General features: G+C 69.8%; 14 protein-coding genes. 10 read left to right on the forward strand and 4 right to left on the reverse strand.

The window, feature by feature from the left end; all coding sequences use genetic code 11:
* Positions 1-59: 59 nt before the first annotated feature.
* Both J4030_RS06255 and J4030_RS06260 read right to left on the reverse strand, forming a co-directional pair.
* Positions 60-968 (reverse strand): hypothetical protein, encoded by a 909-nt coding sequence (locus J4030_RS06255; RefSeq protein ID WP_208048359.1) that lies wholly within the window; start codon positions 966-968, stop codon positions 60-62.
* Positions 965-1,840, reverse strand: coding sequence for a DUF3097 domain-containing protein (locus tag J4030_RS06260; protein WP_208048360.1), 876 nt, complete (start codon positions 1,838-1,840; stop codon positions 965-967). The genes J4030_RS06255 and J4030_RS06260 overlap by 4 nt, the downstream gene beginning before the upstream one ends.
* A 120-nt stretch (positions 1,841-1,960) precedes the next feature.
* Here J4030_RS06260 and hrcA point away from each other — a divergent pair, with 120 nt between their 5' ends.
* The 8 genes from hrcA to J4030_RS06300 are packed head-to-tail and all read left to right on the forward strand — an operon-like array spanning position 1,961 to position 9,505.
* Entirely contained in the window at positions 1,961-3,001 is a 1,041-nt protein-coding gene (gene hrcA, locus J4030_RS06265) for a heat-inducible transcriptional repressor HrcA (RefSeq protein WP_208048361.1), read from the forward strand.
* Positions 3,002-3,059: 58 nt separating this feature from the next.
* Positions 3,060-4,184: a molecular chaperone DnaJ gene (gene dnaJ / locus J4030_RS06270; RefSeq protein ID WP_208048362.1), complete on the forward strand. Its 1,125-nt coding sequence runs from the start codon at positions 3,060-3,062 to the stop codon at positions 4,182-4,184.
* Between the two features lie 7 nt (positions 4,185-4,191).
* Positions 4,192-4,938, forward strand: coding sequence for a 16S rRNA (uracil(1498)-N(3))-methyltransferase (locus J4030_RS06275; RefSeq protein ID WP_208048363.1), 747 nt, complete (start codon positions 4,192-4,194; stop codon positions 4,936-4,938).
* Positions 4,939-4,987: 49 nt separating this feature from the next.
* Positions 4,988-6,019, forward strand: coding sequence for a PhoH family protein (locus J4030_RS06280; protein WP_208048364.1), 1,032 nt, complete (start codon positions 4,988-4,990; stop codon positions 6,017-6,019).
* The gene (gene ybeY / locus J4030_RS06285) at positions 6,016-6,507 is read left to right on the forward strand and encodes an rRNA maturation RNase YbeY (protein WP_208048365.1); all 492 of its coding nucleotides are present in this window, start codon (positions 6,016-6,018) and stop codon (positions 6,505-6,507) included. The genes J4030_RS06280 and ybeY overlap by 4 nt, the downstream gene beginning before the upstream one ends.
* A gap of 7 nt (positions 6,508-6,514) precedes the next feature.
* Entirely contained in the window at positions 6,515-7,840 is a 1,326-nt protein-coding gene (locus tag J4030_RS06290) for a hemolysin family protein (RefSeq protein WP_208048366.1), read from the forward strand.
* Entirely contained in the window at positions 7,837-8,748 is a 912-nt protein-coding gene (gene era, locus J4030_RS06295; protein ID WP_208048367.1) for a GTPase Era, read from the forward strand. Before J4030_RS06290 ends, era begins: the two co-directional genes overlap by 4 nt.
* 4 nt (positions 8,749-8,752) lie before the next feature.
* Complete coding sequence (locus tag J4030_RS06300) at positions 8,753-9,505, forward strand: trans-aconitate 2-methyltransferase (protein WP_208048368.1); 753 nt, start codon at positions 8,753-8,755, stop codon at positions 9,503-9,505.
* Here J4030_RS06300 and J4030_RS06305 read toward each other — a convergent pair.
* A complete protein-coding gene (locus J4030_RS06305) occupies positions 9,495-10,397 on the reverse strand; it encodes an SDR family oxidoreductase (protein WP_208048369.1) in 903 nt (300 codons plus the stop codon). The genes J4030_RS06300 and J4030_RS06305 overlap by 11 nt on opposite strands.
* A 111-nt stretch (positions 10,398-10,508) precedes the next feature.
* Here J4030_RS06305 and J4030_RS06310 point away from each other — a divergent pair, with 111 nt between their 5' ends.
* Positions 10,509-11,075, forward strand: a complete 567-nt coding sequence (locus J4030_RS06310; RefSeq protein ID WP_208048370.1) for a TetR/AcrR family transcriptional regulator — start codon at positions 10,509-10,511, stop codon at positions 11,073-11,075.
* A 255-nt stretch (positions 11,076-11,330) separates the two neighbouring features.
* Positions 11,331-12,587 (forward strand): PQQ-binding-like beta-propeller repeat protein, encoded by a 1,257-nt coding sequence (locus J4030_RS06315; RefSeq protein ID WP_208048371.1) that lies wholly within the window; start codon positions 11,331-11,333, stop codon positions 12,585-12,587.
* A gap of 85 nt (positions 12,588-12,672) precedes the next feature.
* On the opposite strand, the gene J4030_RS06320 is transcribed toward J4030_RS06315, so the two are convergent.
* Complete coding sequence (locus J4030_RS06320) at positions 12,673-13,578, reverse strand: alpha/beta fold hydrolase (RefSeq protein ID WP_208048372.1); 906 nt, start codon at positions 13,576-13,578, stop codon at positions 12,673-12,675.
* Positions 13,579-13,807: the final 229 nt, after the last annotated feature.

Genomic DNA, 13,807 nt, shown 5'->3' on the forward strand with positions numbered 1-13,807 from the left:
GAGTAAATGCTGAGAGTGAGCATAACACTCGAGCTCGACAACCTGCGCTACGTGTCGGTCTAACGCCCGCGGGGGATGGGCAGCTTCGTGCCCACCTGCGCCCGCTCCGCGAAGACCTCGCGGCGGAAGCGGTAGCGCCGCGCCGGCCGGCCCCCGGTTCCGTGACTGAGATCGCCGGTGGGCTCCACCAGCTGGTGCTGCTGCTCGACCAGCCGACGGAAGTTCTGTTTGTGCACGTCCTGGCCGGCGATGGCCTCCACGACGTCCTGCAACTGCCCGAGGGTGAACGTCGGCGGCATCAACTCGAAGACCACGGGCCGGTACTGCAGCGCCGATCGCAGCCGGGACAACCCGGTCGCCACGATCCGTCGATGATCGTGCAGCATCACCGCACCGGACTCGGGGCGGACCGCCGACGCTCGGGGCGACTCGGCGACGATGCCCGCCTCCCACAGCAGTTCGTAGCGCTGCAGGGCGAGCTCGGGACGCCACGGCATCGAACCGATGCCGAAGAGGTGCTCGCGGCGTTCCTGGCGCGCCTCCCTCGCGGCGCCCCGGACTCCGCGCACCCACCGCGACAGATCGTCGATGAGCACCTGCTCGGTGCCGACCGACCTGCGGTCCTCCCACGGAAGGAGGGTGTACGCGCCCGCCCATTCCGGCGCGGTGGTGTCGGCGCGGGTCAGCCCGAGATAGGAGATCGAGATGACCCGCCCCGTGCCGTCGCCGCGCCCGAGGTCGGCGAAGGTGTAGAGCTGTTCGACATACCCCAACGTGTGCCCGGTCTGCTCGGCGGCGAACGCCCGCACACCCTCCTGGAGTGAGTCGTGATCAGCCCGCAGTTCACCGGCCGGCAGTTGCAGCGGGTCGCCTGAGGCGAGCACCGCCGGACCGTCCTCTCCCACGGACGCGACGACGGCGACCAGCTCCGCCCGGAACGCCCCGGGCTGACGGCCCGAGGTGCTCATGGCGACGGCACGGTGACGAAATCGATGAGTTCCTCGACGCGGCCGAGCAACTCCGGTTGCAGGTCGGCGTATGTGCGCACCGTGGCGAGGATCTGCTTCCACCCGCGGGCGACGTCGGCCTGGGACTCGTGAGCCCACCCCAGCTCGGCGAGGATCCCGTGCTTCCAGGACCGGCCACGCGGGATCACCGGCCACTGCTGCCACCCCAGTCGCTCGGGCCGCACCGACTGCCATACGTCGATGTAGGGGTGTCCGACCACGAGCACGTGCTCACCGGCGTACGGCGACGCCATCGCCTCCGCGACGATGCGGGCCTCCTTCGTGCCCGGCACCAGGTGGTCGACGAGCACGCCCATCCGGCGCTGCGCGTTCGGCTTGAAATCGCGGATCACCGACGTCAGGTCGTCGACGCCCTCCAGCAGTTCGACCACGACGCCCTCGATCCGCAGGTCGTCGCCCCACACCTTCTCTACCAGCTCGGCATCGTGGCGCCCTTCGACGAAGATGCGCGACCCGGCGGCGACGCGAGCCTGGGCACCCGTCACCGCGCGCGAGCCGCTGGCGGTCCTGGTAGCGGCCTTGCGGGCGGCATCGATCGCCGCGGTGTCCTTGACCGGGACCAGCTCCACGGGCGCGCCGTCGAGCAGGAACCCGGGGCCGAGCGGGAACGCCTTGCTGCGTCCGCGCCGGTCCTCCAGGTGGACGACGTACATCCCGCCGGCCTTCTCGACGCGGGTGATCGCGCCACACCACCCGGTCTCGACGTCCTCGACCACGATGCCGCGCTCGGCCTGGAGGGGCACCGAGCGCCCGCGCCGGGGCGCACGCCAGTCGCCGGAGAGCACGTCGGTGCCGTAGCGGTCGGGGGTCACGGCACGAGGGTAGGGGCCCCTCGCCGGGGCCGGGAGGGACGACACGCACTGCGCCGTCGAGCACGTAGACTTGGCACTCTACGAAGCGGAGTGCCAGCCGACACCGTCGCGGGAGGTGACATGAGCGAGGAACGGCGCCAGCACGTGCTGCGCGCGATCGTCCAGGATTACGTCGCGACGTCCGAACCCGTCGGTTCCAAGGCGTTGCTCGACCGTCACCGCCTCGGGGTGAGTGCCGCGACGGTCCGCAACGACATGGCCGTCCTGGAGGAGGAGGGGCTCATCACGGCCCCGCACACCTCGGCGGGCCGGGTGCCGACGGACGCCGGATACCGCGCGTTCGTCGATCGCCTCAACGAGATCAAGCCGATGTCCCGGGCCGAGCGCGCCGCGGTGCAGACCTTCCTGGCCCAGGCCGTCGATCTCGACGACGTCGTGGACCGCACGGTGCGGCTGATGTCCTCGCTGACCAACCAGGTCGCCGTGATGCAGTACCCCTCGCTCAACCCGGCGACGATCCGGCACACCGAGCTCGTCTCGCTCGACGGCGACCGCCTGATGGCCGTCGTCATCCTGTCCAACGGGCGGGTCGAGCAGCGGATCGTGCAGGTGGACGTCGACCTCGTCATGGACGCCGGCCAGCAATTGCTGCGGACCCTGCGCGACCGGGTCAACGAGGCCGTGGCGGGGGCGACCTGGTCCGACGGCATCGGCCTGCTGCCGGCGGTCATCGACCGCATCGCCCCGGAGCACCAGGAGACCGCCGGTCTGGTGATCGCCGTGCTCGCTGACGCCCTGGCCCAGCAGCGCGAGGAGCGGGTGGCGCTCGCGGGCACCGCGCACCTGGCCCGATCGGTCAGCGATTTCCCCATGACGATCGGTCCGGTGCTCGAGGCGCTGGAAGAACACGTGGTGCTGCTGCGTTTACTCGGACAGATGAGCCAGACCAGCAGCGCGTCCGGCGACTCGGTGGCGGTCCGGATCGGCGCCGAGAACACCGTCGACGGACTGCGCGGCGCATCGGTGGTCAGTTCGACCTACGGACTGAACTCCACCGCCGGACTCGGCGTGCTCGGCCCGACCCGGATGGACTACCCGACCACGATGGCCGCCGTACGAGCGGTCGCGCGCTACGTGTCCGAGATTCTCGACCAACGCTGACCGCCGGCTCGCTGCCGGCCATGTACTGCTCGAAGACGACCAGCTGACAAGGATTTTCGTGAACGACTACTACGCCGTCCTCGGCGTCTCACGGGACGCGAGCCCGGAAGAGATCAAGCGTGCCTACCGCCGCCTCGCCCGCAAGCTGCACCCGGACGTCAACCCCGGCGACGAGGCGTCCGAGGAGTTCAAGGCCGTCTCCCAGGCGTACGACGTGCTGTCGGACCCGACGAAGAAGTCGTCGTACGACATGGGCCAGGACCCGTACGGCGGCCAGGGTGCTGCCGGATTCGGGCAGGGTTTCTCCTTCAGCGACATCATGGACGCCTTCTTCGGCGGTACGGCGGCCGGTGGCGGCGGCCCGCGCTCACGCGCCCAGCGCGGCCAAGACGCGCTGATCCCGGTCGACGTCGAGCTGCGGACCGCGGTGTTCGGCAGCGAGGAGGACATCACCTTCGACACGGCGGCGACGTGTCACACCTGTGAGGGCAGTGGCGCCCGCGCCGGCACCGGGAAGCGCACCTGCGACGTGTGCCACGGGGCCGGGCAGGTGCAGCAGGTCCAGCGCTCGTTCCTGGGCCAGGTCATGACGACCCGCCCGTGCGCGGCGTGCCGCGGATTCGGCGAGGTCATCACCGACCCGTGCTTCGAGTGCTCCGGCGAGGGCCGGGTGCGCGACCGCCGCACCATCACGATCAAGGTCCCGGCCGGCGTCGACACGGGCACCCGCATCCAGCTCACGGGCGAGGGCGAGGTCGGTCCCGGCGGCGGCCCCGCGGGTGACCTCTACGTCGAGATCCGCGTCGAGCGGCACCCGACGTTCCAGCGGCAGGGGGATGACCTGCACTGCTCGGTGGAGCTGCCGATGACGGCGGCCGCGCTCGGCACCGAACTGCCTCTGGAGACGTTCGACGGGGTCCGCGAGGTGGGTATCCGCGTGGGCACCCAGCCGGGCGACGTCATCACGCTGAAGGGCCTCGGGGTCACCCGGTTGCGGTCCGGCGTCCGCGGCGATCTGCTCGTGCACGCCAACGTCCGCACGCCGACCCGGCTGGACACCCAGCAGGAGGAGTTGCTGCGGCTGCTGGCCAAGGAGCGCGGCGAGGAGTCGCCTGTAGCCAACTTCCAGCCGGTCGGTCAGGGGCTGCTCGGCAAGCTGCGCGACGCGTTCAAGCAGAAGTAGGACGCTCGTGACCGCGCCGATGTTCTACGCCGAACCGGGCTCCCTGGCGCAGGTGAGCGCGGGCGCGATCATCACCCTGGCCGGGTCCGAGGGGCGCCACGCCGTGCGGGTCCGTCGGATGGCGCCGGGGGAGCCGGTGCAGCTGTCCGACGGTTCGGGCGTGATCGCCGTGGGACGGGTCGACGCGGCGGAGGACGACGTGCTGTCGGTCCTCGTCGAGACCGTGGAACGCCCGGAGTCCCGCGGTCCGCGGTTCGTGCTGGTGCAGGCACTGGCCAAGGCCGGGCGGGACGAGCAGGCCATCGAGGCGGCCACCGAGCTGGGGGTGGACGCCGTGGTGCCGTGGGCCGCCGAACGCAGCGTCGTGCAGTGGCGGGGCGACCGCGCCGTACGCGCCCACCGCAAGTGGGAGAGCGTGGTGTCGGCCGCTGCCAAGCAGGCCCGCCGCGCGACCGTGCCGGTGGTCGAGCCCCTCGCCACCAGCGCCCAGTTGGCGGCACGCCTTTCGGGGATGCGGGTGGTGCTGTTGCACGAGGAGGCGACGACCTCGGTCGGCAAGCTGGAGCTCGGCGGGCTCGACGACGACGCCCGGGTGGCACTGGTGGTGGGCCCCGAAGGCGGGGTGAGCGACCAGGAGCGCGCCGATCTCGTCGCTGCCGGCGCGGACGTCGTACGCCTCGGGCCGTCCGTGCTGCGCAGCTCGACGGCGGGTCCGGCCGCCCTCGCCGTGCTGTCCGCGCGGTTGCGCTGGTGACCGATTCGGGTCGATCCGGGCCGGATCACGCCCGTAGAATGGCCATACGATGACAGAACAGGACCGCCCCGCCGAAGCCGTGACAGCCGGCCACACCGTGCAGATCCCGCCCGACGTGGCCATGGTCACCCTCCTCGGCCCGCGGGACGAGTTGCTGCGCACCATCGAGCGGTCCTTCCCGAAGCTGCTGATCCACGTGCGCGGCAACGAGTTCCACCTCGAGGGATTGCCGGCCGACATGGCCTTGGTCGAGGAGCTGATCGACGAGCTGCTGGTCATCATCGACTCCGGGCAACCGCTCAACCGGGACTCCGTCGAGCGCTCGATCGGCATGCTGCGCTCCAACGCGAACGAGCGGCCGGCCGATGTCCTGACGATGAACATCGTGAGCAACCGCGGCCGCACGATCCGGCCCAAGACCCTCGGGCAGAAGCAGTACGTCGACGCGATCGACACCAACACCATCGTGTTCGGGATCGGCCCGGCGGGCACCGGCAAGACCTACCTGGCGATGGCCAAGGCGGTCGCGGCACTGCAGGCCAAGGAGGTCAGCCGGATCATCCTGACCCGGCCCGCAGTGGAGGCCGGCGAGCGGCTCGGCTTCCTGCCGGGCACTCTGACGGACAAGATCGACCCCTATCTGCGCCCGCTCTACGACGCGCTGCACGACATGGTCGACCCCGACTCGATGGCTCGCTTGATGGCGTCCGGCACCATCGAGGTGGCACCGCTGGCGTACATGCGCGGACGCACCCTCAACGACGCGTTCATCATCCTGGACGAGGCCCAGAACACCTCGGCCGAGCAGATGAAGATGTTCCTCACCCGCCTCGGCTTCGGCTCCAAGATGGTCGTCACCGGCGACGTGACCCAGGTCGACCTGCCCGGCGGCACGAACTCGGGCCTGCGGGTGGTGCAGGGCATCCTCGACGGCGTCGACGACGTGCACTTCTCCTACCTGAACGCGCACGACGTCGTCCGGCACCGACTGGTCAGCGCGATCGTGCAGGCGTACGACGAGCACGACGCCCACCCCGGCGGCATCCGGCGATCGCCCGGCGGGTCCAAGGGTCGTCCGTGAGCATCGACCTGCTCAACGAGACCGAGAGCAACATCGACCTCGATGAGTTGCACGCCTGCGCGACGTACGTGATGGGCGAACTGGGCGTGCACCCGCAGGCCGACCTGTGCGTGCGGGTCGTCGACGAACAGGCCATGGAAGTGCTGCACGTGCAGTGGATGGACCTGCCGGGGCCGACCGACGTGATGAGCTTCCCGATGGACGAGCTGCGGCCGAACCGCGGAGCGGACGAACCGGTGGAGGGTGTGCTCGGCGACCTGGTGCTGTGTCCCACCGTGGCGGCCAAGCAGGCGGCCGAGGCCGGTCACACCACCGAGGAGGAGCTGCTGCTCCTCACCGTGCACGGGCTGCTCCACCTGCTCGGCTACGACCACGCGGAGCCGGACGAACGCCGCGAGATGTTCGAGCTGCAGCGGGTGCTGCTGCTGACCTTCCTCGCCTCGCGGGATCGTCCCGCGGCCAGCATCTCGCCGCCCTCGGGGGAGTGACCGCGCCGTGACGCTGCTGCTGGTCTGCGCGCTGCTCTCGGTGTCGGCGGGATTCCTGCTCGCCGCGACCGAGTCGGCCGTGAGCCGGATGGGGGTGCACCACGTCGAGGCGCTCGTCGAGGAGCGCCGCCGCGGCGCCCCCGCCCTGCTGGAGCTGGTCAAGGACAGCGGCGCCGTCGCGATGGTGCTCGCCCTGCTGCGGGTCCTCGCCGAGGCGACGGCCGCAGTGCTGGTGACGATCGCGGTGAGCGATGTCGTCAGCTCGCTGTGGGCGCGGTTGGTCGTCGCGATCGGCCTGATGGCCGTGATGTCGTTCGTGCTCGTCGGTGTGTCGCCGCGCACCCTGGGGCGTCAGCACGGTGAGGCGATCTCGCTGCTCGTCGCACCCGTCGTGCTGTGGCTGCGCACGGTGATGGGACCGATCGCCCACCTGCTCGTGTCACTCGGCAACGCCGTGACGCCCGGACGCGGTTTCCGCGACGGGCCGTTCGACTCCGAGGCCGAGCTGCGCGAATACGTCGATCTGGCGACGGATTCGGAGTTGATCGAAGCCGACGAACGCAAGATGATCCACTCGGTCTTCGAGCTGGGCGACACGCTGGCGCGCGAACTCATGGTGCCGCGTACGGACATGATCACCATCGACCGGACCAAGACCATGCGGCAGGCGATGTCCCTCTTCCAGCGGTCCGGATTCTCGCGGATCCCGGTGGTCGACGGGAGCCCCGACGAGATCGAGGGCGTCCTCTACTTCAAGGACGTCGCGGGACGCCTGGTCGACGGACGGGTCGACGGGCAGGCGCCGTGCGAGTCGGTGATGCGTCAGGTGGCTTTCGTCCCGGACAGCAAGCCGGTCGACGACCTGCTGCGCGAGATGCAGGTGGCCCGACGGCACTTCGCGATCGTCATCGACGAGTACGGCGGCACCGCCGGGCTGGTCACGCTCGAGGACATCGTGGAGGAGGTCGTCGGCGAGATCGACGACGAGTACGACCGCGCGACACCGGGACTGGAGACGTTGGAGGACGGTCGGGTCCGCGTGCCGGCGCGGATGTCGGTCGACGACTTCGCCGAGCACTTCGAGGTCACCATCGAGGAGGAGGACGTCGACACGGTCGGCGGTCTGCTCACCAAACTGGTCGGGCGGGTGCCGATCCCCGGTGCTACAGCCGACCTCGGCGACCTGCGGATGACCGCCGAACGGATGGCGGGTCGCCGTCATCAGTTGGCGACCCTGGTGGTGGAGCGTCTGGCCGAGTCCCGGCGTCACGATGCCGGTGCGGCACAATCGGCCGAGGGCGGGGCGCACCGAGTGGAAGAGAGAGCATCGTGACGGCATACCGGGCAGGATTCGCTGCCCTGGTGGGGCGGCCGAACGCGGGCAAATCCACCCTCACCAACGCACTGGTCGGCAGCAAGGTGGCGATCACCTCGAGCAAGCCGCAGACCACGCGGCACCCGATCCGGGGGATCGCGAACACCGAGTCGGCACAGTTGATCCTGGTCGACACCCCCGGGCTGCACAAGCCGCGCACGTTGCTCGGCAAACGCCTGAACGACGTGGTGCGCGAGACGCTGCACGACGTCGACGTGATCGGGTTCTGCCTGCCGGCGGACGAACGGATCGGCCCCGGCGACCAGTTCATCGCCCGGGAGCTGGCAGAGATCCGGCGTGGGCGCAACCGCCCGATGGTCGCCATCGCGACCAAGATCGACACCGTGGCCCGCGACAGGGTGGCGCAGCACCTGATGGAGATCGACGCTCTGGGGGAGTGGGACGACATCGTGCCCTGCTCGGCGACGAAGGGCGAACAGGTCGACGTGGTGCGCGAGGTGCTCATGAAGCACCTGCCGGAGTCCCCGCAGCTCTACCCCGACGACGTGATCACCGACGAGCCGCAACTGGTGATGGTCGCCGAGCTGGTGCGCGAAGCCGCCCTCGAGGGCGTGCGCGACGAGATGCCGCACAGCCTGGCGGTCGTGGTCGAGGAGATGGTGCCTCGCGAGGGACGCGCGCCCGGCAAGGAACTGCTGGACATCCGCGTCAACGTGTATGTCGAGCGGGACAGCCAGAAAGCCATCATCATCGGACGGGCCGGTGCCCGGTTGCGTGAGGTCGGCACGAACGCGCGCGTCGAGATCGAGCGCGTGCTCGGTCAGCGGGTCTATCTCGACCTGCACGTGAAGATCGCCAAGGACTGGCAGCGCGACCCCAACCAACTGTCGAAGCTGGGCTTCTGACCGGATGGCCGACGACGACAACGCTGCCTGGGCGGAGTTCGGTGACACCCTGCGACTCCCGATCGACGAGGAGGCGGACTACCTCTTCGGGATCCCATGGGAGCAGGCCGCCCTCCTCGGAGACCGCCCGCTGATCGACATCGGCTGCGGCAGCGGCCTCACCACGATCGCGTTGGCCGACCGCTTCCCGGGGGCGGAGATCCTGGCCGTCGAGCCGGACCCCCTGACCCGATCGCTGTTGATGTTGCGGGTGGCCGAGCGAGACGAGATGCGTTCGCGCACCACTGTGCTCGCCGAGTCGATCCTCGACGTCTGGCTGCCCCCGAACTGTGGCGGGGCGCTCCTCTTCAACGTCATCTACTTCCTCGGCGGACGGGCGCGCGACGCGTTCTGGACCCGGATGGCCGACGTGCTGGCACCCGGCGCGCCGATCCTGATGAGCCGCTCCTACGGCGGGGTGCCGGACAAGCCGGTCGAGCGGCACCTGGTGAAGTCGGCCACGATGGGCCACCACGAGTACCAACGGTTCTTCGAGGCGCACCCCGTCGGCGACGGGCGGGTGGAGATCACCAACACCTACGTGGTGCTCCGGGACGGCACGGAGGTGCGGTCGGTACGCACCAGCGTGACGGCGTTCGGGCTGGACGAGGAGCTGATCCTGTCCGAGATCCCGATCGGCAAGTTCTCGATCGAGGAGATCGACGAGAAGTACATTGCGGTCCGCCGCCAAGAGGACCTGCGCCGCATCAGGCGCTGACGTAGTAGTGCCCCTCGTCCAGGTCGGCGATCAGGCCCTGGTGGGTGGGTTCCCAGTCGAGCAGATCGCGGGTGATCCCCGACGAGGCGGGTGAATCCATCCCGAAGAGGGCACCGATCCAGCCGAAGTGCCCGGCGGCCTCCTCGGCGGAGATGGACCTGACCGGCAGGCCCAAGCCACGACCGATGGCCTCGGCGATCGCGCGGGTGGTCACGCCCTCCTCGCTCACGCCGTGCAGCGCCGAACCCGCGGGTGCGTTCTCGAGCGCGAGTCGGAAGAGCCGTGCGGCGTCGAATCGGTGAACGGCGGGCCATCGGTTGGCGCCCTCACCGGGGTAGGCGGAGAAGCCCCGGTCACGCGCGATCTGCACGAGGGTCGCTACGAATCCGTGGTCGCCGTCACCGTGCACGGTGGGCGAGAGGCGCACTGCGGAGCTGCGCACCCCCTCCGATGCAAGGCCCAGGGTCCAGCGTTCGGTGGCCAACCGCGGCGACGTGCTCTCATCCGGTGAGAAGTCCTCCGTCGCAACGGTTCCCGGCCGGAGCCCGAGTAGGCCGGACGCAATGACAAGCGGGCGGTCCGAGCCCTTCAGCGCGTCGCCGAGTGTCTGGACGGCGCGCTGGTCGGCGTCGGCTGCGCCCTGGAAGTCGCCGGAGAAGGCGATGTCGTGCTTGAACGCGGTGTGGACGACGCCGTCGGACTCGGCGGCCGCCGCGCGCAGAACGTCCAGGTCGTCGAGGCTGCCGCGGCGTACCTGCGCGCCGGCGGCAGTGACGGCGGCAGCGGACGCCTCCGACCTGGCCAACCCGACGACGTCGTGACCCGCGTCGCGCAGGTCGGTGACGAGGGCGGAGCCGATCCATCCGGACGCACCGGTGACGAAGACGCGCATGAGAGAACCTCCTGGTCGAGCCCGTGGACGGGTGCGCCCACGATTGATGTCAGTCGCTGTCATCGAGGCTAGCAAGAGATGTCAGAGACTGTCATCACTTATGATCTGCGGATGGGCCGATGGGAGCCGGATGCACGCGGGCGGCTCGAACAGGCTGCGATGGACCTCTATCTCGAGCACGGTTTCGAGCAGACGACCGTCGCCGAGATCGCGGCGCGCGCGGGGCTGACCGAGCGCACGTTCTTCCGCCACTTCGCCGACAAGCGCGAAGTGCTCTTCGCGGGCGCGGCCGAACTCCAGCAGTTGCTGGTCAGCACGCTGTCGGCAACTGCGACGTCCGCCTCGCCACTGGACGCCGTCGCCACCGCTCTGGCCGCGGTCGCGCCGTTCTTTCAAGAGCGCAGCGATTTCGGGCGGCGGCGCCAGCGCATCATCTCCTCGACCGCGGAGTTGCGCGAGCGCGAACTGATCAAACTCGCGTCGCTCGGGTCGGCCATGGCCGCGACCCTGCGTGAACGGGGAGTCGCCGATCCTGCCGCGAGTCTCGCGGCCGAGGCCGGGGTCGCGGTCTTCAAGATCGCGTTCGAGCGCTGGCAGGATGCCCCCGTCGGCACCGACTTCGCTCAGGTGATCCAACACTGTCTGAGCGAATTGAAGGTCGTGGCCGCCGGCGCCTGATGCGAGCTAGCCGCGATTCGACCTCCGCCGTGAGTCAATAAGTGGGTGAAGCGACTCAGCGACAACGCGGTGAGATCCCGGTCCGGCGCCCTGTGTCTGGCGGTGATCGCCGCAACGGCGATTGCCGCGTGCAGTTCGCAGTCGTCGCCCGCGAACGGCACGACGGCGCCGGCGAGCGCCTCGACCACGCGGCCGACCACGGCGACGGGCTCAGCGACGGGCTCAGGGACGACGTCCGCGACGCGGACGAGTTGGTTGAGTTATCACGCGACCGGGTCACGGCAGGGCGCGGTCGCCTACGGTGTCCCGCGGCGGGCTCCGCACAAGACCTGGTCCGCGGATCTCGGCGGCGCCGTCCGAGGACAAGCCCTGGTCTACGACGGGCGCGTGCTCGCGGCCACCGAGAAGAACAGGGTCGTCGCGCTGAATCCGTCGACGGGCGCGGTGCTGTGGTCGCGGACCGTCGGGCGACCGCTCACCAACGTCACGGAGCGCTCGGGATGCGGCAACGTCGACCCGCTCGGCATCACGAGCACGCCGGTGGTCGACCCCGCGACCGGCACGCTGTACGTCGTCGCCGAGATCGACGACGGCAACACGGTTCACCACCAACTCGTCGGACTCGACGCCACCAGCGGTGCGATCCGTGTCGACGTGCGCGTCGACCCGCCGCTCACCGGTGGCCAGCAGGCGATCCACCTGCTGCAGCGCGCCGCGCTGGCGTTCAGCGGCGGTCGCGTCATCGTCTCGTACGGCGGCAACTCCGGAGACTGCGGCAACTACCACGGGTGGGTGGTGTCCGTCGATGCGCGAAAGCCGACTGACCAGAAATCTTTCGAGGTCGCGGCCGACGGGGAGGGCGGGGCGATCTGGCAGTCCGGCGGTGCCCCGGCGATCGATGCGACCGGGAACATCTTCGTGACTTCCGGAAATGCCAACCCGGATCCGCCGCAGGGCGGCCCGGACCCGAAGAAGTACACCGAGAGCGTCATCGAGTTGGACGCCGCGCTCAAGCCCCTCGCGTCGTACAAGGACCGCGTGGCGGGCGGTGACGAGGACCTGTCGACGGCTAACCCGGTGCTCCTTCCAGGGGGTTTGGTGTTCGCGGTCGGAAAGACCGACATCGGTTTCCTGCTGCGCGCGAGTGACCTCGCGCAGGTCGCTCAGATTCCACACCTGTGCGGCAGCGATCCTGACGGTGGCCCGGCGTACGACGCGCACACCCAGAAGCTGTTCGTGCCGTGTCGCGGCGGTGGTGTCCAGGTCGTCGACGTCGCCCATCGCGTGCGGGGTCGGATGCTGTCCGGGGCGGACGGCTCGCCGGTCGTGCTAGCGGGGACGGTCTGGGCACTGGACTCCGGCAACGACACCGTGACCGGCTACGACCCCGCGACGGGGACGAAGGTCGGATCGGCCGCAGTCGGCTCCGACGTCCCGGTCTTCGAATCGCCGAGCGCCCTGCCGGGGATGATGCTGGTGCCGACGGCGACTGGCGTGACGGCGTTCGACTGAGCGCGTCCTTCACGACGGTGCACCTCGGGCCTGCGCCGCCGGCGTGATGTGAACGGCTCGTGCGGCCGGGCGACCGGCCGTGCGCTCACATCGCGTCTGGCGTCGAACTCGAGGATCGGATATCCGCGATGAATGCTTCGAGGGCGTTGGCCAGTGCTTCAGGCGCTTCCAGAGCCGGGTGGTGACCGACTGATTCGAGGTGGACGACGGTGACGTCGGTCGACACGGCTCGCTGCATCGTCTCGGCGGTGGACGGGTGGCTCATGGCGCCTACTGCCAGCACCGGGACTCGGAGAGAGTGGCTCTCGGCCAGGGCCTTGATGTCCTCGCCCTCGGCGAGCGCCGAGGCGTAGAGCCCGTGGGTGCCGCGCCAGGCATTGGGCCGCTCGTACGTGCGGGCGAATTCGTCGAGGTCGGAGTCGGTGACGGCGCCGGGCACCAGCGTGAGGTGCGGATACCAGAGCCGGGCGGCATAGTCACGGAATCGGCCGGTGAAGACGAATTCGGCGATGCCGGGGGTGGCCAGAGCCCCGACGTGCCAGGCGCCGCCGTGGGCGACGTCGGCGAAGCGTTCCCACCCGAAGCCGCTGAGTCCCGTCTCGATGGCGGTCAGACTGAGGACATCGTCGGGGTAGGTGGCCGCGAGACGGAAGACGGTGTTTCCGGCGATGTCCTGGCCGGTGAGATGCACCGGGCCCCAGCCGAGTTGAGCGATCAGCTCGTGCAGAGCCTTTGCCGCCAGCGCGCTTCCGAAGTCGGAGTCGTCGGCCGCGGAGTCGCCGACCCCCGGTAGGTCGACAGCGATGACGCGGTGATCGGTCGCCAGCAAGGGCAGCAGCTTGTGGAACGCCCACCACGTTTCCGGGAAGCCGTGCACGAGCAGAATCGGCTCGCCGTTGGTGCCGGCGGTGACGTAGTGAATCTCGGTTCCGGCGACGGCAGCCGTGTGGTGCTCGGTCCCGGCCAACGCGGGCGACAGGTTGTCGGTCATGGTGAGCCCTCCGTTGTGATGAGTCGCTTCATTCGTGTCAGCGCTTGTCAGAGCCGCAGATCCAGCCGCATCAGGAGTCGCCAGGATGCTCGCCCAGCACGCCCGCGTCAGCGTCTTGTCCAAACCGCCAAGAGCCGTGGCCGCATGAGCGAGTGCCAGGACGATCTGCGCGCTCAGCGACGTCTCACTCTTGTCTCGTTCAAACCCGCGGCTGGGGAGCCCGGCGGGT

Source organism: Allobranchiibius sp. CTAmp26 (assembly GCF_017565405.1).
Lineage (GTDB): Bacteria > Actinomycetota > Actinomycetes > Actinomycetales > Dermatophilaceae > Allobranchiibius.